Source organism: Nocardia yamanashiensis, assembly GCF_021183565.1.
GTDB classification, from domain to species: domain Bacteria; phylum Actinomycetota; class Actinomycetes; order Mycobacteriales; family Mycobacteriaceae; genus Nocardia; species Nocardia yamanashiensis.
Genome location: NZ_CP089226.1, coordinates 6,758,796 through 6,779,308 on the forward strand (window position 1 = coordinate 6,758,796; position 20,513 = coordinate 6,779,308).

General features: G+C 68.3%; 21 protein-coding genes. 14 read left to right on the plus strand and 7 right to left on the minus strand.

Translation table 11 applies throughout. From position 1 onward, the window contains the following. The first annotated feature begins 5 nt into the window (after window positions 1–5). Window positions 6–752: a TMEM165/GDT1 family protein gene (locus tag LTV02_RS31165; RefSeq protein ID WP_233035313.1), complete on the plus strand. Its 747-nt coding sequence runs from the start codon at window positions 6–8 to the stop codon at window positions 750–752. On the opposite strand, the gene LTV02_RS31170 is transcribed toward LTV02_RS31165, so the two are convergent. Then, a complete protein-coding gene (locus LTV02_RS31170; protein ID WP_067717981.1) occupies window positions 693–1,343 on the minus strand; it encodes a TetR/AcrR family transcriptional regulator in 651 nt (216 codons plus the stop codon). The genes LTV02_RS31165 and LTV02_RS31170 overlap by 60 nt on opposite strands. Window positions 1,344–1,373: 30 nt before the next feature. Further along, window positions 1,374–2,303: an SDR family NAD(P)-dependent oxidoreductase gene (locus LTV02_RS31175; RefSeq protein ID WP_067717979.1), complete on the minus strand. Its 930-nt coding sequence runs from the start codon at window positions 2,301–2,303 to the stop codon at window positions 1,374–1,376. 153 nt (window positions 2,304–2,456) lie between these two features. Here LTV02_RS31175 and LTV02_RS31180 point away from each other — a divergent pair, with 153 nt between their 5' ends. Then, the gene (locus tag LTV02_RS31180) at window positions 2,457–3,224 is read left to right on the plus strand and encodes an SDR family NAD(P)-dependent oxidoreductase (protein ID WP_067717976.1); all 768 of its coding nucleotides are present in this window, start codon (window positions 2,457–2,459) and stop codon (window positions 3,222–3,224) included. A 348-nt stretch (window positions 3,225–3,572) separates the two neighbouring features. Here the strand turns inward: LTV02_RS31180 and LTV02_RS31185 are convergent, their stop codons facing one another. The 3 genes from LTV02_RS31185 to LTV02_RS31195 form a co-directional block, all read right to left on the minus strand. Next, a complete protein-coding gene (locus LTV02_RS31185) occupies window positions 3,573–3,773 on the minus strand; it encodes a cold-shock protein (RefSeq protein WP_067717973.1) in 201 nt (66 codons plus the stop codon). A gap of 296 nt (window positions 3,774–4,069) precedes the next feature. Beyond that, window positions 4,070–6,022 (minus strand): molecular chaperone HtpG, encoded by a 1,953-nt coding sequence (gene htpG, locus LTV02_RS31190; protein WP_233035314.1) that lies wholly within the window; start codon window positions 6,020–6,022, stop codon window positions 4,070–4,072. Then, window positions 6,019–7,668 carry a TM0106 family RecB-like putative nuclease gene (locus LTV02_RS31195; protein ID WP_233035315.1) on the minus strand — a complete coding sequence of 550 codons (1,650 nt, stop codon included), beginning with the start codon at window positions 7,666–7,668 and terminating at the stop codon, window positions 6,019–6,021. Before LTV02_RS31195 ends, htpG begins: the two co-directional genes overlap by 4 nt. A gap of 254 nt (window positions 7,669–7,922) precedes the next feature. Between LTV02_RS31195 and LTV02_RS31200 the strand changes: the two genes are divergently transcribed. The 8 genes from LTV02_RS31200 to LTV02_RS31235 all read left to right on the plus strand — a co-directional run bounded on the left by LTV02_RS31200 (window position 7,923) and on the right by LTV02_RS31235 (window position 12,860). Then, a complete protein-coding gene (locus tag LTV02_RS31200) occupies window positions 7,923–8,561 on the plus strand; it encodes a DUF6474 family protein (RefSeq protein WP_233035316.1) in 639 nt (212 codons plus the stop codon). A 7-nt stretch (window positions 8,562–8,568) separates the two neighbouring features. Continuing rightward, a complete protein-coding gene (locus tag LTV02_RS31205) occupies window positions 8,569–9,108 on the plus strand; it encodes a hypothetical protein (protein ID WP_233035317.1) in 540 nt (179 codons plus the stop codon). A gap of 42 nt (window positions 9,109–9,150) precedes the next feature. Continuing rightward, window positions 9,151–9,804 carry a YcnI family copper-binding membrane protein gene (locus LTV02_RS31210; RefSeq protein ID WP_233035318.1) on the plus strand — a complete coding sequence of 218 codons (654 nt, stop codon included), beginning with the start codon at window positions 9,151–9,153 and terminating at the stop codon, window positions 9,802–9,804. Then, the gene (locus LTV02_RS31215) at window positions 9,801–10,337 is read left to right on the plus strand and encodes a copper resistance CopC family protein (protein ID WP_067717961.1); all 537 of its coding nucleotides are present in this window, start codon (window positions 9,801–9,803) and stop codon (window positions 10,335–10,337) included. The genes LTV02_RS31210 and LTV02_RS31215 overlap by 4 nt, the downstream gene beginning before the upstream one ends. Beyond that, window positions 10,334–11,296, plus strand: a complete 963-nt coding sequence (locus LTV02_RS31220) for a copper resistance D family protein (RefSeq protein WP_233035319.1) — start codon at window positions 10,334–10,336, stop codon at window positions 11,294–11,296. Before LTV02_RS31215 ends, LTV02_RS31220 begins: the two co-directional genes overlap by 4 nt. Before the next feature lie 82 nt (window positions 11,297–11,378). Then, entirely contained in the window at window positions 11,379–11,840 is a 462-nt protein-coding gene (locus LTV02_RS31225; RefSeq protein ID WP_233035320.1) for an SRPBCC family protein, read from the plus strand. Between the two features lie 71 nt (window positions 11,841–11,911). Continuing rightward, entirely contained in the window at window positions 11,912–12,292 is a 381-nt protein-coding gene (locus LTV02_RS31230) for a DUF5313 family protein (protein WP_233035321.1), read from the plus strand. Window positions 12,293–12,389: 97 nt separating this feature from the next. Then, window positions 12,390–12,860, plus strand: coding sequence for a DUF1707 and DUF4190 domain-containing protein (locus tag LTV02_RS31235; protein ID WP_233035322.1), 471 nt, complete (start codon window positions 12,390–12,392; stop codon window positions 12,858–12,860). On the opposite strand, the gene LTV02_RS31240 is transcribed toward LTV02_RS31235, so the two are convergent. Beyond that, on the minus strand, window positions 12,853–15,075 hold the full coding sequence (locus LTV02_RS31240; protein ID WP_233035323.1) for a serine/threonine-protein kinase: 2,223 nt from the start codon (window positions 15,073–15,075) through the stop codon (window positions 12,853–12,855). The two genes, LTV02_RS31235 and LTV02_RS31240, sit on opposite strands and share 8 nt — an antisense overlap. Window positions 15,076–15,210: 135 nt before the next feature. On the opposite strand from LTV02_RS31240, the gene LTV02_RS31245 reads away from it, so the two are divergent. Both LTV02_RS31245 and rraA read left to right on the plus strand, forming a co-directional pair. Further along, entirely contained in the window at window positions 15,211–15,717 is a 507-nt protein-coding gene (locus LTV02_RS31245) for a nitroreductase/quinone reductase family protein (RefSeq protein WP_233035324.1), read from the plus strand. A 4-nt stretch (window positions 15,718–15,721) separates the two neighbouring features. After that, window positions 15,722–16,210 carry a ribonuclease E activity regulator RraA gene (gene rraA / locus LTV02_RS31250; RefSeq protein ID WP_233035325.1) on the plus strand — a complete coding sequence of 163 codons (489 nt, stop codon included), beginning with the start codon at window positions 15,722–15,724 and terminating at the stop codon, window positions 16,208–16,210. A gap of 280 nt (window positions 16,211–16,490) precedes the next feature. Here rraA and LTV02_RS31255 read toward each other — a convergent pair whose 3' ends face one another. Next, window positions 16,491–16,712, minus strand: coding sequence for an RNA-binding S4 domain-containing protein (locus tag LTV02_RS31255; RefSeq protein WP_067717944.1), 222 nt, complete (start codon window positions 16,710–16,712; stop codon window positions 16,491–16,493). Window positions 16,713–16,842: 130 nt separating this feature from the next. On the opposite strand from LTV02_RS31255, the gene lysX reads away from it, so the two are divergent. After that, window positions 16,843–20,172 carry a bifunctional lysylphosphatidylglycerol synthetase/lysine--tRNA ligase LysX gene (lysX, locus tag LTV02_RS31260; RefSeq protein ID WP_408639283.1) on the plus strand — a complete coding sequence of 1,110 codons (3,330 nt, stop codon included), beginning with the start codon at window positions 16,843–16,845 and terminating at the stop codon, window positions 20,170–20,172. A gap of 114 nt (window positions 20,173–20,286) precedes the next feature. Continuing rightward, window positions 20,287–20,505, plus strand: coding sequence for a hypothetical protein (locus LTV02_RS31265; RefSeq protein ID WP_067717940.1), 219 nt, complete (start codon window positions 20,287–20,289; stop codon window positions 20,503–20,505). The last annotated feature ends 8 nt before the right edge of the window (window positions 20,506–20,513 follow it).

Below are 20,513 nucleotides of genomic sequence, written 5' to 3' on the forward strand. Positions count from 1 at the left end.
CCTTCATGATCGCCACGATATTGCTGAGCTTCGGCGTGCTCTTTCTCGCCGAACTGGGAGACAAATCCCAGCTCATGGCCCTGACTTTCGCCCTGCGCTACCGCTGGTGGGTGGTACTGAGCGCGATTACCGCGGCGAGCGTGCTGGTCAATCTGATCGCGGTCGGGGTCGGTCATTTCCTCGGTGCGGCACTGCCCACCGAACTCATTTCCCTGTGCGCCGCGGCCACGCTCATCGGCGTCGGCCTGTGGACCCTGCGCGAGACGCTGCCGGGAGCGGGCGCGGACGACGACGAAACGCCCGCGCCGCAGCCCAAGTCGCGGTCGGCGTTCCTGGTGGTGCTGTCCGCGTTCCTGCTCGCCGAGCTGGGCGACCGCACCATGTTCGCGACCATGGCCCTGGCCACCAAGAACGGCTGGGTGGCGGTGTGGATCGGTTCCGTCGTGGGCATGGTCGCGGCCGGCGGGCTGGCCATTCTGATCGGCGTGACGGTCGGCAAGCACATTCCGGAGCGCTTCATCGCGGTCTGCTCGGGTCTGCTGTTCCTGTACTTCGGCGCGCTGACCCTGCTGGAGGCTTTCGCCACCGGCATCGGCACCCCGATCGCCGCGGTGCTCGCGGCCGGGCTGCCCGCGCTCGCCGGTGCGGCGCTGCTCGCCCTGCGCCGCCGGGCCGCCACCCGGGTCGACGCGTCAGCCGGCGAGCGGGACGTGGCCGAAGAGATCGCCACTGCGCGCCACCAGGCCCAGTAGCGGTTCGCGCAAATTGCGCAGGCCGGTCACGTCACCGGTGGCGATGCGCGCGGTGACCATGGCGCTCATGGCCGCGACCAGGGTCTGGCAGGCGAAGCGCTGTTCCTCGGTGTCCGCGCCGAGAATGTCGGCGACCATGGCCGAGAAGGCTTCCTGCAGCGCGGCCCGGCGGGCGATGGCCTCCGGGCCGACCGCGTACACCTCGACCAGGAACAGCCGGGCGTAGGCGGGCTGGGAGGCGACCGCGTCCAGGTAGGAGCCGAGCACGCGTTCGATGCGCGCGGCCGGGGTCTCCCCCTCGAAGTCCGCGCCGGTGGCGGCGAAGATGCCGGTCAGCATGAGTTCCGCGGCCCGTTCGAAGGCGGCCTCGAAACAGTCCTCCTTGGAACGGAATTGCTCGTAGAAGGTTTCCCGTGAAACCCCGGCGCGTTTGATGACCGCCGCGACGGGCGTTCCGACATAACCGTTTTCGGCCATCGCCTCGGCCAGGGCGAGCAGGATGCGATCGCGCTGGGCGGCGATCACGGTTTCACGCGGTAGTCCGTGCCGGCCGCGGGGCAGCCGGGCGGCGGTGGTGGCCGATTCGGGCATGCGGTGAACTCCGTTGTGCCGTGGGAACTTTCAGGCGGGCTTGCGCAACCTGCGGGCCCGGGCCGGTTGGTCGGTGGTGTAGCGCGTCGCTTCGGTATCGGCGATGGCCAAGCCCGAGGCGACACCGTGCCGCAGGGTGTATTCGATCACCCGCTGGGCGAGTGGTCGCCACCACAGTACGGTGCCGACCCAGTACGGGGAGACCACTCGGCGCGAGCGGCGGGCCAGCGCGCGTTGCATGGCGTCGATGGCCGGGCCGAGGGGTGCGATGCCCGAGACGCTAGAGACGCCCCCGCCCTGGGCCTGGCCGAGAATGCTGCGCGCGGCCTCGGTGCCGAAACCGCGGCTGGTCATCTCGGTGTCGAGCTCGGCGAAATAGGCCAGGCCGACGCGGGCGCCGGTGTGCCGGAGTTCGATGCGCAGGGTTTGGCCGAGGGCTTCGACGGCGGCCTTGGAGGCGCTGTAGGCACCGGCCAGGGGTAGGTGGACGGCGGCGGCCAGCGAGGACACCAGCAGCACGTAACCGTCCGGGTGCGCGATGTGCGGGCCGGCGGCGCGCATGGTGTAGTACGCGCCGAGGACATTGACGGCGAGGGTTTCCTCGAGCACCTCGGGGTCGCCGGAGAGCAGGGCCAGCTGGCGGGCGATGCCGGCGTTGACGACGACGGCGTCCAGGCCGCCCAGCTCGGTGACCAGGGATTGCACCGCGCGGTCCACCTGGGCCGGGTCGCCGATGTCGCAATAGCGCCAGGGGGCGTCGCCGCATTCGGCGGCGGTGTCGGCCAGCAGGGCTTCCTCGATGCCGAGCAGGGCCACGCGGGCGCCGCGGCTGTGCAGCTGGCGGGCCAGGGCCGCGCCGATACCGCGGGCGGCGCCGGTGATCAGAATTCGCTTCCCGGCGACCTGGGGGGCCGGGCGGAAGAGACCACGGCGCGGTCTTTCGGCCGTGCTGGCGTTCATGTGACGACGGTACCACTAGGCGAACACTCGTGTTCGCAAACTCGACGGTCGTCTTCCGCGGACCCCGCGCGGGCACCATGATCGATCCGGATATCGTGCTTATTGACGGAGGGCCAGTGAGAGGGCCGTCCACGTTCGAGAGGACCAACCACCGTGGAGATTTCGGGCTCCGCCGCCATTGTCACCGGAGGCGCTTCCGGCCTGGGTGCGGCCACCGCCAAGCGCTTCGCCGACCTCGGCGCCACCGTGTTCGGCCTGGACCTGGCACAGTCGATCGAGCGTGCGGGCGACAGCGTCCCCGCCGGCGTCACCCTCATCCCGACCGACGTGACCAGCGCCGACGATGTCGCCGCCGCGGTCGCCAAGGTCGTGGAATCCGGTGTGCCGCTGCGCATCGTGGTCAACTGCGCGGGCGTGGGCTGGGCGGGACGCATCCTGTCCAAGAACGGGCCGCACGACCTCGAGCTGTTCCGGACCGTGATCACCGTGAACCTGCTCGGTTCCTTCAATGTGATGCGCCTGGCCGCCGACGCCATCGCCAAGACCGAACCGGTCGACGAGTACGGCCAGCGCGGCGTGGTCATCAACACCGCGTCCGTCGCGGCGTTCGAGGGCCAGATCGGGCAGATCGCCTACTCGGCGTCCAAGGGCGGCGTCGCCGGCATGACCATCCCGGCCGCTCGTGACCTGGCGCAGTTCGGCATTCGCGTCAACACCATCGCCCCCGGCATCATCGACACCCCGATGCTGGCCGGTGTCACCGAGGAGTACCGCAAGGGCCTCGAGGCCGGCGTGCCGTTCCCGTCCCGCCTGGGCCGCCCGGACGAGTACGCGCAGCTCGCGCAGTACATCACCGAGCACGACTACCTCAACGGCGAGACCATCCGCATGGACGGCGCCCTGCGCATGGCTCCGCGCTAACGCTGGGTTTCGGGGGCTTCGCCCCCAAACCCCCTGTGGGAGGGGTAATCCCGGGGGCCAAGGCCCCCGGCCCCCCGAAGCGGGCGGCGTGCGGGGTTCGTCCCCCGCGCCCCCGGCCCGCCCGAGGGAGTGGCCCGAGGGGTTCGCCGCCACTCGCCCCGATACGACAAAACCCGCGCCGTCACCGGTGCGGGTTTTGTTATTTCACAAGCGTGACAACTGATCTCGCGAGGAGAGGGTAACTCCCCGGGTACGCCCGAAATCGGGTCGGCACCCGACCGCCGGCACGCGTGCAGAATTATCGACGGCACTCAGCCGCGCGCAAAAGGCGCGGAGAGGCGGAACAGCCTACTGCGGGCGGACCGCAGCTGCCTGCGGGCCCTTCTTGCCCTCGGTGATCTCGAAGGAGACCGACTGGCCTTCCTCGAGCTGACGGTAGCCGTTGCCCTCGATCTCCGAGTAGTGGACGAAAACGTCGGGGCCGTCCTCGCGGGCGATGAAGCCGTAGCCCTTCTCCGCGTTGAACCACTTGACGGTGCCCTGAACCATTACCTTCTCCTGACGAGGTGTTTCTTTTATTGCGTGGTCACCCACTGGTGCGGTGACCGGGTCGATCAGAAGGCGGCTTGCAACTTGCCTGGCAAGGTGAAGCGACGCCCGCACGATGTTCAGCGCGAGCATGCGAAAAACACGAACACGAAAAACTTACGACCAAGACGTACAACGTACGCGTCTCGGAGGAGTTCCCGAAATCGCTCGAGGATGCCGGACGTCACATTTGCGCCACGGCGGGCATGACCGAAACCCGCCTTCGCGCAGGTAGCGAAGGCGGGTGGTCGGTTCGGTCAGAGCGTGCGGGTCAGCCGATCGGCCAGGATGCGGGCGAAGTGCGCCGGATCCTTCAGCTCGCCACCCTCGGCGAGAACCGCTGTGCCGTAGAGCAATTCGGCGGTCTCACCCAGTTCGGCGGGCTTGTCCCCGGCATCCTTCACACCCGCGTACGCGTCCCGCAGCCCGGTCACCAGCGGGTGCGCCGGGTTCAGCTCGAGAATGCGCTTGCTGTGCGGCAGGTCCTGCCCGGACGCGCGATACATACGTTCCAGCATCGGGGTGAAGTCGAACACGTCACCGACGATGCACGCCGGGGAGGTGGTGAGCCGGTTGGTCAGGCGCACCTCCTTGACGTCCGCGTCCAGGGTTTCCTTCAGCCAGCCCAGGACGTCGGCGAAATCCTTCTCCTGCTGCTCGCGCAGCTGCTCCGACGCCTGCTTCTCGTCCTCGGTCTCCAGGTCGATCTCGCCCTTGGCGATGGACTGGATCGGCTTGCCCTCGAACTCGGTGACCGCGCCGACCCACATCTCGTCGACCGGATCGGTCAGCACCAGCACCTCGAGGCCCTTGGCCTTGAAGGCTTCCATATGCGGGGAGTTCTCGATCTGCTGCCGCGATTCGCCGGTCAGGTAGTAGATCCCCTGCTGGCCCTCCTTCATGCGCTCCACGTATCCGGCGAGCGTGGTCAGCTCGGACTCGGAGTTGGTGGAGGCGAAAGACGAGACCGCCAGAATGGTTTCGCGATTGTCGGTGTCGGAGAGCAGGCCCTCCTTGAGCACCCGGCCGAACTCCGACCAGAAGGACTGGTACTTGGTCTGGTCCTCGGCGTTCTTGAGGTCCTTGACCGTGGACAGCACCTTCTTGACCAGCCGCTTGCGGATGGCCCGGATCTGCCGGTCCTGCTGCAGGATCTCGCGGGAGACATTGAGCGACAGGTCCTGCGCGTCCACCACGCCCTTGACGAAGCGCAGGTACTCCGGCATCAGCTCTTCGCAGTTGTCCATGATGAACACCCGGCGCACGTAGAGCTGCACGCCGCGCTTGTGCTCACGCGTGAACAGGTCGAACGGCGCGTGCGCCGGAATGAACAGCAGCGCTTGATATTCGAAGGTGCCCTCGGCCTTCATCGGGATGATCTCCAGCGGATCGTCCCAGGCGTGGCTGACGTGCTTGTAGAACTCGGTGTACTCCTCGTCGCTGACCTCCGACCGGGGCCGGGTCCACAGCGCCTTCTGGGAGTTCAGGGTCTGGGTTTCGGTGAGTTCCTTCTCGACCTTGTCCTCGCCCTCGCCGTCCATGACCGTGCGGGTCACGTCCATGCGGATCGGCCAGGCGATGAAATCCGAGTACTTCTTGACGATTTCGCGGAGCTTCCACTCCTGCGTGTAATCGAAGAGGTGATCGTCCTCGTCGGCGGGCTTGAGGTGCAGGGTCACCGAGGTGCCCTGCGGGGCCTCGGCGAGTTCCTCGATGGAGTAGGTCGGGCTGCCCGCGGCGGATTCCCAACGGGTGCCGGTGGTTTCGCCCGCCTTGCGGGTGGTGAGCGCGACCTTGTCGGCCACCATGAAGGTGGAATAGAAACCGATGCCGAACTGGCCGATGAGTTCCTCGGCCGCCTGATCCGGCTTGGTCTCGAGCAGCTGCTTGCGCAATTGGGCGGTGCCCGACTTGGCCAGCGTGCCGATCAGATCCACCACTTCGGCGCGCGACATGCCGATGCCGTTGTCGCGCACGGTCAGCACCCGATTGTCGCGATCGACCTCGAGTTCGATGTGCAGATCGGAGATGTCGGCGGACAGGTCCTTGTCGCGGAACGACTCCAGGCGCAGCTTGTCCAGCGCGTCCGAGGCGTTCGAGATGAGCTCGCGAAGGAACGTGTCCTTGTTCGAATACACCGAGTGAATCATCAGCTCCAGCAGCTGATGGGTCTCGGCCTGAAACTCCAGGTGTTCGATGTGTTCGGTCACGACGCGATATTACGACGGGCGAAGTCGGCGATGGAGGGAACCTCGGCATCGGCGCGATCGGTCATCCAGTCCCGCAATGTCTTGGTGGCCAGCACATCGTCCTCGTTGTATTCGAGGATGCGGGTGCGCTGCGACAGGTCCGGTTCGCCGCCGTCGTAGGCGACCGCGAGGCGGTACCAGGCCATGGACGCCTCGCCCCCGGCCTCCGGATCGCGCCAGCCGAAACCGGCGACGGGGGCGATCTTCTTGAGGCCCTTGCCGTTCGGGCAGATGAACTGGTCGGAGACGGCCTGGAACATGTCCACCCACTGCGGGCCGTCGACGAACTGCTGGATCTGCTTCTCGGTGGGGATGCCCGGCATGCCGGCGAAGCGGCGGGCCGACTCGTAGAGCCACTTGTCCTCGGCCGTGCGCGAATAGCAGTAGGCGGCAAAGGTTTTGCCGTCGGCGGCGGCCTGCGCGCGGACCTGCATGAGCCAGTTCCAGAATTCGGCGAAGGAGCGGCCCTCGTCCGTGGTGGGCAGCGGATCCCAGGTGACGAACGGGCGGTAGACGCCGTCCAGCAGGGTGCCCCACAGGTAGGCGCCGTGTTCCTGGTAGCTCTCCAGGTCCACGTCCACCTCGACGTCGGCGCGCTGCACCCGGATGGGCTCGACGCGGCGCACCAGCGGGGCGCCGGTGGCCCAGGCGCGGGCGGTCACCACGGTTTCGGTGAAGGGCTCGAAATGCCAGTCGTCCGGGTCGTCGCCGGTCCAGCCCGCCAGATCGTCGATGGTCTCCACGCCGTGCCGGCGCAGCACCTCGGCGCGCGCGCCCGGGGCGACCAGGCTGATGTCGCGGTGCGCGATCAGCCATTTCTCGCAGCTCAGGCCGCCCGCTTCGGGGGCGCGGGTCCACCAGGGGCATTGGCGGCATTCGGGGACCTTGGAGGGGACGGTGGGCAGTTCGCCGCGCACCACGGCGATGCGGTCGGCGTAGCGGCGGTCGTAGTCGTCCAGGATCGGACCGAGGTCGTGCACCAGGATGCGGTCGAAGTGGTAGCCGATGGCGCCGCCGACCAGGGCGGGGCTGGCCATGCCGTGCCGCTGCAGCATGCGGTAGAGGTGCGCGAGGCGCTGCTGGTCACGCGGTTGCGGGCGAGTGCGGACGTGCTTGTCCGGCTTGGGATTCCATTCGTACAGACCGGTCGTCAGCGGGTGATAGTCCGCCGGGTCGGGCTGCCGCGGATCGGTCACCTTGTGGTTCACCACCACCACCGGGATGTATCCGCCCCGGTCGGTATCGCGCCACAGGATCTCGCAGCCGCCGCGCCGCCCGGTGTCGGTCTCCTGCGGCAGCAGCCCGCCCCAGATCCGCTCCACGCCCGACTCCATGGCGGCCATGGTCGCCGCCGCCCGATCCCGCGCCGGCTGCCCCGGCGGGATCACCACCCACTTGCCCGGATCGGCCTCCACCAGCGTGTCGCGCACATTCTGTCTGTGCGCCGCGGCCGCCTCCCGCCGCTGCTGCACGCCGGCGTCCTCGGCAACTCCGTGCAGCACCTCCGGGTGGGTGGCGTCCAGAAGCAGCCGGTGCCGGCACCCGATCAGCGCCCGCGCGTCCAGAAACGCGGCCCGCTCGCCATGGTCACCGATGCCCGAATACACGCCTAGCAGTATGGCGTTAACCCCCGACACCGTTGGCCCCGCACCCGCGCCGCGCCGAATCGCGCCACGCCCGAGACGTTTCGGATGGGCCGGAAAAGAAGGAAAAGACGGCACGAAGCCGCGTCGAAACCGCCGGGTGCGGGCGGCCCGTGACGGGCAACGGTTAAGGTGATCGGCAAACTGTGTTTCATGGGCGGACAGGCATTCCCCCGGCCCTGTGCTGCCATGGCGAACCAGCATGACGGAGGCCATCAATGGGGTTGTTCACCAAGCGCAAGAAGCGGGTCAGCCGCCGAGCCGAGGCGAAAGCCCTCAAGCACAAGGCCGGTATGGAGGCCAAGCTCGGGGCGCGCAACGAGCGCAAGCGGAATCGGGCCGAGTCGCGGACCCAGGCCCGGGTGGCGAAGGCGGAGATCGCCAAATTGCAGGCCGAGGAGAAGGCGGCGCTGAAGCTGGCCGCCAAGGCGGAGCGGGATCCCTTCAGCGTGGCCTCGGTGCGCAAGTACCTGAGCGTGGCGCGGATTCTGGTGCCGGTACTGGCGCCGCTCGCCTACCGGGGCGCGACCATCGTGCGCGGGCAGCTGGATCAGCGGCGGGCCCAGCAGCTGGGTATCGGCGTGAACCAGCTGGGCGACTTCTCCGGACCGGGCGCGAAGCTGCAGGCCCGCCTGACCAATGTGGAAGCCACGCTGGCCGAGGTGGAGAAGAAGAACTCCGACGCGGACACCAAGAAGTTCGCCACCACCACCCGCGATCGCCTGGACAGCCTGGCCGCCGCGACCCGCACCGCCGCGCAGATGCCGGTGCAGCGCCGCCGCGCCGTGCACGCCTCCATCTCCAACGAGCTGTCGGGCATCGAATCCGATGTGCTCGCGCGTCTCGGCGTGAACTGAGTCTCCGATGCACCGCACCCGTTGGCTCCGTGGCGGTTCCGCCGGGGCGCTGACGGCGGCGCTGGCGGTGGCGGCACACGGAGCGGCCGGCGGCGGATTGCCCGGATCGACCGGTGCGACGCTGCTGGTGCTCGCGGCGGGAGCGATCGGGGCCCTGGCTGCGTCATTGCCGCGGGTTACCGCTCGCACCGCCTTGCCCGTCCTCATGGCGGCCGGGCAGCCGGTGTGTCACATCGCTTTGAGCGGACTCACGCACGGCGGGCACGGTTCGGCGACAAGTGAATTCGTCCCCCGTGGCGCCGAACTGCTCGCGGACGGCGCGATGGCGGCGGCGCACGGCATCGCGGCGATCGCCTGCGCGTTCCTGATTCTGGTTGCCGAGCGCCTGTACGAGCTTGTCTCGCAGGCGATCCGGGTGGCGTGCGCCCGGCCGGGCCCGCTGCCCGCGGAATCCGCGACCGCGGCGTGGACCTACCCGCGCATCTCACTGAAAAACCTGCTCACATCGGGTGCGGCGGGGCCGCGCGCACCCCCGGTCACGGCGTGATTCCCCATTTCACCCGTAACCCTTTGTGAGAAAAGGCTATTCATGCACACCTCTATTTCGCGTGCGCTCACCGCGAGCGGCGCGGTCGTCGGTTTGACGCTGCTCGGCGCGGGCGTGGCGGCCGCGCACGTGACCGTGGACGCGCCCGGCGCGGCGCAGGGCGGATACGCCGTCGCCACCTTCAAGGTGCCGACCGAATCGAATACCGCGTCCACCACGAAACTGACCGTGGCGGTGCCGAATCTGAAGAGCATCCGCACCGAGCCGATGGCCGGTTGGTCGGAGAAGATCGATCGCAACGACAAGGGCGAGGCGGTGTCGGTGACCTGGGCCGTGGAGCCCGGGAACGCGGGCGTGGCGCCCGGCCAGTTCCAGCGGTTCGTGCTGTCGCTGGGCCCGCTGCCCAAGCAGGAGAAGCTGAGCTTCCCCGCCACCCAGACCTACAGCGACGGCAAGGTCGTGGAGTGGAATCAGCCGGAGAACTCCGACGGTTCCGAGCCCGAGCATCCCGCTCCCGCACTGTCTTTGAGCGAGGCCGAGGGCGACGCCGACGATCACAGCATCGCCGGGGCGGGTAAGGACGCCGACGCCGGCACCGACACCACCGCCCGCTGGCTCGGCGGCATCGGCCTGGCGCTGGGTGCGCTGGGCGCGGCGCTGGGTCTGGGCAGCGTGATCCGGGGTCGCCGGTCATGATGCGCAAGATCTTCGCCGGTGTGCTCACCGGCCTGCTGGTCACCGTGCTCGCCCTGCTCAGCGGCGGTGTCGCGAACGCGCATTCGGCCGCCATCGCGTCCTCGCCCGAGGACGGCGCCAAGATCGACGCCTCGCCCGCGCGGGTGACCGTCACCTTCAACGAGGACCTGCAGGCCTCGTTCCCGTCCATGACGGTGACCGGCCCGGACGGCAATCTGTGGTCCAAGGGCCAGCCGAAGGTGGAGGGCGCCACGGTCAGCGTCGAGGTCGGCGAACTGGGCCCGGCCGGCGAATACAAGATCGCCTACCGGGTCACGTCCGCCGACGGCCATCCGGTGAAGGGAACCCGCTCCTTCACGCTCACCAAGGCCGGCAACGGCACCCCCGGCGCCAAGGCCGACAGCTCGGCCAAATCCGGCGATTCCGATAACGGCGGCGTCCCGCTGTGGGTGTTCATCGCGGGCGCGGTGGTGCTGTTCGGCGGCGGTCTGGCGTTCGCACTGCTGGGCGGCCGGGGTAAGCAGCGTAAGTGAACCGGTCCGACCGCACCGATCGCCGCGACCGCGGGGCGACCGGCGACAGTAGAACGAGATGGCTACTGCTGCTGGTCGTTCCGTGCGGCCTGCTCGGCGCGCTGCTGGCCTGGATCCTCGCCGCGAACGACCCGGTGCAGCCCGAGGCCACCGCCCGGGTCTTCGCCGATTGCGCGGGCGCGACGGTGCTCGGCCTGGCCGCGCTCCCCCGCCTGCACGATCGCCTCGAGACGCCGTGGCGGCTGCTGACCGTGCTGGCGGGCCTGTGGGCGGCAATGGAATTCAGCATGCTGGTGCTGGAAGCCGCCGAGGTGCAGGGCGTTCCGGTCCGGCAGCTCAGCGCCGATCGCTTCGGCGAGTACCTGACCGATGTGAGCGGCGGCCAGATCGGCATCGCACTGCTGGTCGGCTGCGGTGCGGTGGCGATGTACAGCGCGTTCGGTTTCCGGAATCCGGAACGCGCCACCGCCGATCTGGTGCTGGTGTTCACGGCGGTGACCATCGCGCTGCGGCCCATCACCGGGCATCTGTCGCAGCAGTTCCTCGGTTCGGTGCTGGGCGCGGTGCACGCGCTGGCGGCCTCGCTGTGGTTCGGGGCGCTGCTGGCGCTGGCGCTGGTGGTGCGCACCCGCGGCGAATGGGCGGTGCTGCTCCCCCGCTATTCGCGGTGGGCGCTGCCGCTCGCGGCCACCGTCACGGTGACCGGCGTGATCGACGGCCTGGTCCGGATCGGCGGGCTCGCACCGCTTTTCGACACCGGCTACGGCCGCATCCTACTGGCGAAGACGGTGCTGCTGGCGGCGCTGCTGGGGCTGGGCTGGTGGTGGCGGCGCACCTGGGTGCCGCTGGCGACGGACCATCGAATGGACGCGGCGGGCTCGCTGCGGCGGTCGATTTTCGAAGTGCTGGCGATGGCGGTAGTCTTCGGGTTGGCCGCGACGCTGGCGGTCACGGCGTGATTCCGGTCCGTTCGGGCCATGTCATAGATGGCATGCATCACAAGAACTGCGACGAAAACTAGAACACGTTACAGTCGTGCCCATGACCGAAGTCAAGATCGTCGCGGATTGCGCCGCCTCGGCGGAATCCGCCTTCGCCTATGTCAACGATTACCGGCACCTGCCGCGATTCATCAATGAGATCAGCGCATTCGAACCGCTCACCGAGCAGACCGAAGGCGTGGACGCCACTTTCGACGGCACCATCGGCCTCGGCCCGATCACGCTGCATTCGACCATCAAAATCGTGCGGCACGAACCGGGTAAAGCCATTGCCGTGAAGTCCATCAAGGGCTTCGAGATCGAATCCACCTTCCTGTTCCACGACCGGGGCGAGAACACCTGCACCATCGACGCCATCGTCGATTACCGGGTGCCGGGCGGCATCGCGGGCAAACTGCTCGGCAAGACCATCGAGCCGTTCGTGAAATTGGCCGTGAAGAGCTCCACCCACAATCTGACCACCCAGGTCGCCGCCTTCCACGCCGAGCGCGAGAACGCCTGACCGCCCGGGGTCGCCAAAGCCGCCGGCCCCCTGAGTTGCCCTCGCACTCCCCCGCCGAGGATCCTGGGCACATGCCCGAACGCAGCACCCCGAACCCGGCCCAGCGGCTCGGCTACATCTGCGGCCGGACCCTGCCGCCCGCCATGCACGACTGGGTGCTCAACGATCTGATCGGCCCCGGCGCGACCCGGCGCTACATGTTGCGGATCCTGATCCCGATCATTCCGGTGCTCTGCGTCTTCCTGCTCGTCCCCGGCCCGAAATGGGTGGGCCTGGCCATGATGGCGCTGCTCTACCTGCCGCTCATCTACTTCACCGCGGCGCTCACCTACGTCTTCCGCCGCAATCGGCTCATCAAGCACGGCCTCGATCCGGCCCTCGCCGACGCCGACCGCCGCGCCCGCGAGAACGCCGACCGGCAGGCCTACGAACAGCGGCACGGACGCGCCTGAGGGAACGCTGTGGTTCCGGTCTCCATCCGGGCACACCGGCATTTCCGGGAATACGCTCGTAGGCAGCAGGATTCGGCACGGTTCGACGGGGAGCCCCATGCAACCTCACTGGGCAGGCGAGCATTTCCTCGCGAGTGACGCGGATCGGGAACGCACGGTCGAGGCACTCAAACAGAATTTCCAAGCCGGGCGGATCGGGGTGGACGAATTGTCCGAACGCATCGGACAGGCACTCGCCGCACGGACTTTCGCGGACCTGGATATCGCCATGCGCGGGCTGCCGTCCATCCGGGCGAACATTCCGGTGTATCCGAATGTGCCGGGATATCCGGCCGCGCCGATGTTCTATCAACCGCCGCAGGCCAAACGGCAACGCGGCATGGGGATCACCGCATTCGTGCTCAGCCTGTTCGGGGTGCTCTGCGGTATCACCGCGGTGCCGGCGGTGGTGCTGGGATTGGTCGCGCTGGCCATCGATTCCGAACGCGACGACAAGGGGTTCGCGGTCGCCGGGGTGGCGGTCGGGATCATGTGGGCGGGGATCTTCGGGTTCTGGTTCCTCAGTTGAGCGGGGTGGACAGCGCGCGTTCGAAAGCGCGCAGATCCGCCTCCAATTGCCGGAACAGCCAATAGTTCCCGATGAAACCGAGCACGCCGAGCAGGCACAGCCAGCGGATCGGGGCCAGTACCAGCGACACCTCCTGCGAGTTCAGGAACATCAGGCTGACCACCACGCCGATCAATGGAATGGCCGCGGCGACAGCCAGATACAGGGTGCAGCGCCGGCCCAGGGCGCGCAGGGCCCGGCCGTCGTCGGCGGTCTCCCCGTGCGAGAGCAGCCGCGGATAGAAGCAGCGCACCACCGCGAAAGTCACCAGGAAGAACGGATACGCCGTGGCGATGGCGCCCGCGACCAGCAGCGTCGCGGTTAGATTCACGATGCGGTCGGCGGGCAGATCGGTGAGGACGATCAGGGCGATGGTGGACACGATCGCCGAGACCACCCACCACAGGAAGGCCAGCAGCGCCACCCGGTCGCCGTTGATCAGGGTGTCCCGGCGCGCCACCGCGAGGGCTTCCGGTTCGTAGGCGCGGCCCTTGCGCAGACCGCGCCAGACCAGGAACGCCTTGCGGCACAGGTAGTTCGTGAGCGCGACCGCGGCCGGGGTGCTGATCAGGCCGAGCCACAGCCCGACCACCTGCAACTGCGTGTGCACCTCCGGCGTGAACCAGAGCGTGAACAGCGGGCCGTTGTGCAGGTTGGCGTACAGGATGCCGAGATAGTCGCCGATGAAGGTGGCGGCGGTGACCAGCAGGATCAGCGACCACGGGCCGACGCGGGCGCGCAGGCTGCCGCTGGGCGGATCGACCAGATCGCGGGCGCGGTGATCCAGGCACAGGTCCAGCTGCTGGGCCAGCGCCGCACCGGTGGCCCAGCGGTCCTCACGCTGCGGGGCAAGGCATTTCAGCAGCACGCGGCGCAGGGTGGGCGGGGTGTCGGGCGGCAGTTCGGCCAGATGGCGCGGATCGACCTGGTGGCGGCGCAGGCGCAGCATGCGCTCCAGCGAGGATTCCGAATCGCCCGCCCGGGATTCGTCGTCGAAAGGGCGGCGGCCGGTGAGCAATTCCCACAGCACCACCCCGAGGGCGTAGATATCGCTGCGGCCGTCCAGCTGCTCGGCGGTGTCGGGCAGGCCGGGATGGCAGGCGGCCAGTTGCTCGGGCGACATGTAGGCCAGTGAGCCGCCGAAGTAGGCGAGCGGGCTGGTGCCGGCCACGTGCAGGCTGAAACTGATATTGAAATCGGCGAGTTTCGGGATGCCGTCGGCGGTGAGCAGCACGTTCGCGGGTTTGATATCGCGGTGCAGGACGCCGTTGGCGGCGGCGTAGTCCAGCGCGCGGGCCAGCCGGCTGCCCAGCCAGGCAACGGTTTCCGGCCAGGTGCGGGCGCGCATGGCGGTGCGGGTGGCCGATTCGCTGGGCACCAGGCCGCCCTTGTCGCGCATGGCGGCGTCGACCGCGTCCAGCAGCAGGCCGCCGTCGCGCTGCTCGGGCGGGCGCTCGCGGACCAGGCTCAGCACCTTCGACAGCGTGCCGCCGGGCAGGTACTGCATGTACATGAGCTTGAGTTCGCGGTCGGCCATCAGGCGCTGGTCGAAGACGCGGACGATGTTCTCGTGATCCAGCTGGGCCAGGGTCTCGGATTCGGTGCCGTGATTCTGCGAGATCTTCACCGCCACCAGGCGCTGCATGGAACGCTGGCGGGCCAGGAAGACGCGGGCGAAAGCGCCGGCGCCCAGTTCCACCAGCAGATCGAAATCGTCCACCCGGTCGCCGACCTCGATGCCGTCCAAGGCTTCCCGGGCCGCGGGGCGGGCGATCAGGGTGCTGCGGTAGTCGCGTTCGCCCCAGACCGCGGTCGGGCCGGCCTCGGTCGGATAGCCGCTCCGGTCGATGCCGCGGCCGGAGCGGCGCAGGGCGTGGAACTCCTCGTAGGCCAGATCGAGCGGGAGCGGGCCGGAACGCAATTCGTCGAATTCCAGGCGGTATTCGGCCAGGCGTTTGGGGAAGTCGTAGCGGATCCAGCGGTATTCCAGATCCACCTTGATCAGCTCGATCAGGCACAGGCGGCGCAGTTCCGGGGTCGCCTCCGGCAGGAAGCGGACCAGGTCGGGCGGGGCGGCGGCCTGCTCCCAGGCGGCGGTGAAGCGGGCCGCTACGGCGGTGAGCAGGGAGCGGGTCTCGTCGACCGCGCCCGAATCCACGGCTGGATCGACACTCATGAACTCCCCCCGATCGCCTAGCGGGTAATCGCCAGTATGCGCCCGGTTTCCGGAGCACACCGCCGAATCATTCGTCCCCTGTAGATCGTCGAGCGGGTCGGCAACGTATCGGGAACCCCGGTAAGTTTCCGATACATGAGTGAGCAGTTTCCGGACCGCATCTGGGGTTCGCGCACGGGAATCCTTAACCGCCTTGCCAGTCCGTTCGCCGCCAGCAAATTCGGCTCGCTGGTGGTCCGTAAGCTCACCCCGCTGGATCGCCGGGTGCTCGAGCGCACCGCCGGCAAGTACACCGTGCTCGGGCCGATCGGCGCGCCGCTGATCCTGCTCACCACCACCGGGCGCAAATCCGGGCAGCCGCGGACCACGCCCCTGCTGTACGTGCACGACGGGGACACGCTGTACGTGATCGGCAGCAATTTCGGGCAGGCGCAGCATCCGGCGTGGACCGGGAACCTGCTGGCCGACCCGCACGGTGAGGTCACCATCGCCGGGGAGCGGATTCCGGTCACGGCGACGCTGATCACCGATGAGGAGCGCAAGCGGGAGATCTTCGCGCGGTTCGAGGAGACCACCGAGGCGTATACGGCCTACCGCAATCGCACCACACGCGACTTGCGCATTTTCGCCCTGACAAGATGATCTCGTGACCGAATCAGCAAACGTTGTGGCGACTGCCGACCTAGCCGATGAGATCGGCCCTGAGATCCGCAGCTGCGATACCCAGTTCATTCAATTCGGCGGTGTGGAGGCTTTCGCGGGCCGCATCGTGACGATCCGTTGCTTCCAGGACAATCTCCTGGTCAAGCAGACCCTCGGCGAGCCCGGCGAAGGGCGCGTGCTCGTCGTCGACGGCGGTGCCAGCGTGCACACCGCCCTGGTCGGCGACATCATCGCGGGCCGCGGCGTGGACAACGGCTGGGCCGGAGTCGTGGTGAACGGAGCCGTCCGCGACTCCGCGATCCTGCGCACCCTGCCGATCGGCATCAAGGCGCTGGGCACCAACCCCCGCAAGTCCACCCAGACCGGAACCGGCGACAAGGACGTGCCCGTCGAATTCGGCGGCATCACCTTCGTCCCCGGGGACATGCTCTACAGCGACTCCGACGGCGTCGTGGTGCGAGCCGAGAGTTAGTCAACTCTCGTAACTCTCAGGGGCAAGCCCCTGAAACCCCATGGGAAGAGGGGGCAGTGCTCCGGGCCGCCGCCGAAACCCACGGGGTTGTGGCGCACTCTCGGGCAAGCCCCGAAGCGCTGTGGGAAGAAGGGGCGGCGTCCGCGGGCAGCCTCCGAACCCACGGGCTGCGGGGCGGACGGGCCTCGGCAACGGGCTCGCGGGCGAGCCGCGAAACTCTCATCGACGACCCGGGTTCCCGGTGTGTTCGGGGGTTCGGGGGCTTGCCCCCGAGAAACCCTTAACCGGCGGAGACTCGGGCTTTGTGGCCGGCGAGGGTGACGATGTCTCCGGTTTGCAGCTGGCGGCCGCGACGGAGTTCTACTTCGTCGTTGACTCGGACCAGTCCTTCGGCGATGACGGTCTTGGCTTCCGCACCGGAATCGATGAGGTTCGCCAGTTTCAGGAACTGGCCGAGTCGAATTACATCGTCCGCGATCGGGACATCGATTGGCTCCGACATGGGTACATCCTCACCCGCGGCTCGCGAGAGACCAAATAGGGGCCCCGCAACCGGTCGGTAGACATACGCCACGCGGACACGAACAGGGTTCTGAGTGCACATGGGCGGCGGCAACATTCACACTGGTGCGGTGACTTCGACGCAGGACCGGCAACACCAGGACATCGAGCCCAGATCGGGCGCGCGAGAATCCGAGGTGCCGCATCGCGGGCACGGGCGATTCAGCGAGGTGCCGCATATCGCGGGCCTGGTCCTGGGCGTGTTCGCCACCTTCTGCGCGCTGTGGAGCATCTCGCCGGGCCTGCGGTATCTGACCGCGGGACTGCGGCACTACGTCGACACCTACTACTTCGACGCGCCCGACACCTCGCTGGTGTGGGCGCTGGTGGTGGGCCTGCTCGCGGGCGCGACCGCCAGCCGCAAACGCATCGCCTGGTGGCTGCTGCTCGGCTACATGGCGGCGTACGCGCTCGCCAACGCCCTCGACTTCGCCTCCGAAGGCGATACCAGCGCCCTGATGGCCCTGGTCGTGCACCTGCTGGTGATCGGCCTGCTGCTGGCCTCCTGGTCCGAGTTCTACACCCACGTGCAACGCGGCGCGGTGTGGCGGGCACTGGGCGTGCTGGCCGGCGGCCTGGCGCTGGGCTGCCTGCTCGGCTGGGGACTGGTCGAACTGTTCCCCGGCAGCCTGCCCGGCGGCGCGCAACGACCGCTGTGGGCGGTCTCCCGCGTCACCGCCGCCATCCTGGTCAGCAACGACGACTTCGACGGGCATCCGCCGCATCCGGTGAACCTGCTGCTCGGCCTGTTCGGCGCCATCGCGCTGCTGGCCGCGGTGATCGTGCTGTTCCGTTCGCAGCGGGCCTCCAACGCGCTCACCGGCATCGACGAATCCGCGCTGCGCGGCCTGATCGCCCGCTCCGACGTCGAGGACTCGCTCGCCTACTTCGCCACCCGCCGCGACAAGGCGGTGGTGTTCGCGCCCAGCGGCAAGGCCGCCGTCACCTATCGCGTGGAGATGGGCGTGTGCCTGGCCTCCGGCGACCCGATCGGCATGAAGGAGGCGTGGCCGCACGCCATCGACGCCTGGCTGCGGCTGGCCGACCAGTACGGCTGGGCCCCGGCCGTGATGGGCGCCAGCGAGATCGGCGCCACCGCCTACCGCCGCGCCGGCCTGTCCGCGCTGCGCCTGGGCGACGAGGCCATTCTCGAGACCCGCACCTTCTCCCTGGCCGGACCCGAGATGAAACAGGTCCGCCAGGCCGCCAACCGCCTTGCCAAACAGGGCATCTCGGTGCGCGTGCGGCGGCACAAGGAACTCGAGCCGGAGGAGATGCGCGAGGTCATGCGCCGCGCCGACGCCTGGCGCGACACCGAGACCGAACGCGGCTTCTCCATGGCGCTGGGCCGGCTCGGCGATCCGCTGGACGGCGACTGCCTGCTGGTCGAAGCGGTCGATTCCGGCGGCCGGGTGCTGGGCATGCTGTCGCTGGTCCCGTGGGGCCGCACCGGCGTCTCGCTGGATCTCATGCGCCGCGACCGCACCAGCCCCAACGGCATCATGGAATTGATGATCTCGCGGCTGGCGCTCACCTCCGAGCAGTACGGCATCACGCGAATCTCGTTGAACTTCGCGGTCTTCCGCTCGGTCTTCGAAGAGGGCGGCCGGATCGGCGCGGGTCCGGTGCTGCGGCTGTGGCGCGGCGTGCTCATGTTCTTCTCACGCTGGTACCAACTCGAAGCCCTGTACCGCTCCAATGTGAAATACCAACCGGATTGGGTGCCGCGCTTCTCGATGTTCGAGGACCGCCGCCACCTGGTGCGGGTCGCCACCGCCAGCGCCATCGCCGAAGGCTTCCTGCCGCGCATCGGCAAGGAACCCGACGCCACCGCGCACACCGGCGTCCGCTCCTCGGTGCCCGACACCATGACCGGGCTGCACGCCGACGGCAGCCTGCCCGACCTGCCGCCGGAGGAACTCGAGGAATCCGGACCGCGCCGCCCCGAACAGGTGCGGGTGCGCATGGACAAGCTCGAGAAACTGAACGACGCGGGCATCGACGCCTACCCGGTCGCCTATCCGCCCACCCACACCGTCGCCGGGGCGCGCCGCGCACCGCAGGGCACCACGGTGCGAGTCTGCGGGCGGCTGTTGCGGATTCGCGATTACGGCGGCGTCGTGTTCGCGGTGGTGCGGGACTGGTCCGGGGAGATCCAGCTGGTCATCGACCGCGAACGGGTCGGGGCGAAGCGCAGCGACGAATTCCACGAGTTCTTCGATCTGGGCGATCTCATCGAGGTGAGCGGTCAGATCGGGCGCAGCCGCCGGGGCGAATTGTCTTTACTGGCCGCGGATTGGCGCATGCTCGGCAAGTGCCTGCACCCGCTGCCGGACAAGTGGAAGGGTCTGGCCGACCCGGAAGCCAAAGTGCGGCAACGCTACGTCGACATGGCCATCAATACCGATATCCGCGAGGTGATGGCCAAGCGCAGCGCGGTGGTGCGCTCCCTGCGCGACACCCTGCACGGCTGGGGCTTCCTGGAGGTGGAAACCCCGGTGCTGCAACAGGTCCACGGCGGCGCCAACGCCCTCCCGTTCACCACCCACATCAATGCCTACGACCTGGACCTCTACCTACGCATCGCGCCGGAACTGTATTTGAAGCGGCTGTGCGTGGGCGGGATGGAGAAGGTCTTCGAACTGGGCCGGGTGTTCCGCAACGAAGGCGTCGACTACAGCCACAACCCCGAGTTCACGATTCTGGAAGCCTATGAGGCGCACAGTGATTACGAGCGCATGATGCACGCCTGCCGCCAGCTCATCCAGGAGGCGGCGCTGGCGGCCAACGGCAAGATGGTGGCGCTGCGCACCGCCGAGGACGGCACCGTCACCGAGGTGGACATCTCCGGCGAATGGGCGGTCAAGACCGTGCACGGGGCGGTGTCGGAGAAACTGGGCGAGACCATCACCCCGGAGACCGGCGAGGACCGGCTGCGGGTGCTGTGCGACAAGGCCGGGGTGCCATGCCAATTGGGCTGGGACGCCGGGCAGATCGTGCTGGAGATGTACGAGCACCTGGTGGAAGCGACCACCGAGGAGCCCACCTTCTACATCGACTTCCCCACCTCGGTGTCGCCGCTGACCCGCGCGCACCGGCATATCGCGGGCGTCACCGAACGCTGGGATCTGGTGGCCTGGGGCGTCGAACTCGCCACCGCCTACAGCGAATTGACCGATCCGGTCGAACAGCGGCGGCGGCTCACCGAGCAGTCCATGCTGGCGGCCGGCGGCGATCCGGAGGCGATGGAACTGGACGAGGACTTCCTGCAGGCGCTCGAACACGCCATGCCGCCGACCGGTGGGCTGGGCGTGGGCGTGGACCGGGTGGTCATGCTGATCACCGGCCGCAGCATTCGTGAGACGCTGCCCTTCCCATTGGTGAAGCCGCGCAACACCTAGGGGTGAGAGTTCGCCACCTCGTAAAGAAGTTGTGCCGCAATACAGAACCGGCGGCTAACCTTTAAGACGGCCCCGGGAGGAGGCCGTCTTGCCGCTCGACCGATGGGGTTAACCATGTACCTGGAACTGATGTCCCAAGCCAACCTGCTGGACCACACCGTCTGGGCGAACCCCGACACCTGGACCACCGCCATGGAGTACACGGCGAAGAAGTCGAGCAAGAAGAAGGGCGGCAGTTTCTGGATCTTCGCCGCCGTCTGCTGCATCGGCATCGTCGCGCTGATCCTCGGCATCGTGTACCTGATGCAGAACAAAAAGAAGAACCAGGGCTGACGGGCCCG

Excerpts from the sequence above, each read along its gene's own strand:
- LTV02_RS31165 (WP_233035313.1), top strand. The coding sequence starts at position 6 with ATGATCGCCACGATATTGCTGAGCTTCGGCGTGCTCTTTCTCGCCGAA.
- LTV02_RS31170 (WP_067717981.1), bottom strand. The coding sequence starts at position 1,343 with ATGCCCGAATCGGCCACCACCGCCGCCCGGCTGCCCCGCGGCCGGCAC.
- LTV02_RS31175 (WP_067717979.1), bottom strand. The coding sequence starts at position 2,303 with ATGAACGCCAGCACGGCCGAAAGACCGCGCCGTGGTCTCTTCCGCCCG.
- LTV02_RS31185 (WP_067717973.1), bottom strand. The coding sequence starts at position 3,773 with ATGGTTCAGGGCACCGTCAAGTGGTTCAACGCGGAGAAGGGCTACGGC.
- LTV02_RS31200 (WP_233035316.1), top strand. The coding sequence starts at position 7,923 with ATGGGGTTGTTCACCAAGCGCAAGAAGCGGGTCAGCCGCCGAGCCGAG.
- LTV02_RS31205 (WP_233035317.1), top strand. The coding sequence starts at position 8,569 with ATGCACCGCACCCGTTGGCTCCGTGGCGGTTCCGCCGGGGCGCTGACG.
- LTV02_RS31210 (WP_233035318.1), top strand. The coding sequence starts at position 9,151 with ATGCACACCTCTATTTCGCGTGCGCTCACCGCGAGCGGCGCGGTCGTC.
- LTV02_RS31215 (WP_067717961.1), top strand. The coding sequence starts at position 9,801 with ATGATGCGCAAGATCTTCGCCGGTGTGCTCACCGGCCTGCTGGTCACC.
- LTV02_RS31225 (WP_233035320.1), top strand. The coding sequence starts at position 11,379 with ATGACCGAAGTCAAGATCGTCGCGGATTGCGCCGCCTCGGCGGAATCC.
- LTV02_RS31230 (WP_233035321.1), top strand. The coding sequence starts at position 11,912 with ATGCCCGAACGCAGCACCCCGAACCCGGCCCAGCGGCTCGGCTACATC.
- LTV02_RS31235 (WP_233035322.1), top strand. The coding sequence starts at position 12,390 with ATGCAACCTCACTGGGCAGGCGAGCATTTCCTCGCGAGTGACGCGGAT.
- LTV02_RS31240 (WP_233035323.1), bottom strand. The coding sequence starts at position 15,075 with ATGAGTGTCGATCCAGCCGTGGATTCGGGCGCGGTCGACGAGACCCGC.
- LTV02_RS31245 (WP_233035324.1), top strand. The coding sequence starts at position 15,211 with ATGAGTGAGCAGTTTCCGGACCGCATCTGGGGTTCGCGCACGGGAATC.
- LTV02_RS31255 (WP_067717944.1), bottom strand. The coding sequence starts at position 16,712 with ATGTCGGAGCCAATCGATGTCCCGATCGCGGACGATGTAATTCGACTC.
- LTV02_RS31265 (WP_067717940.1), top strand. The coding sequence starts at position 20,287 with ATGTACCTGGAACTGATGTCCCAAGCCAACCTGCTGGACCACACCGTC.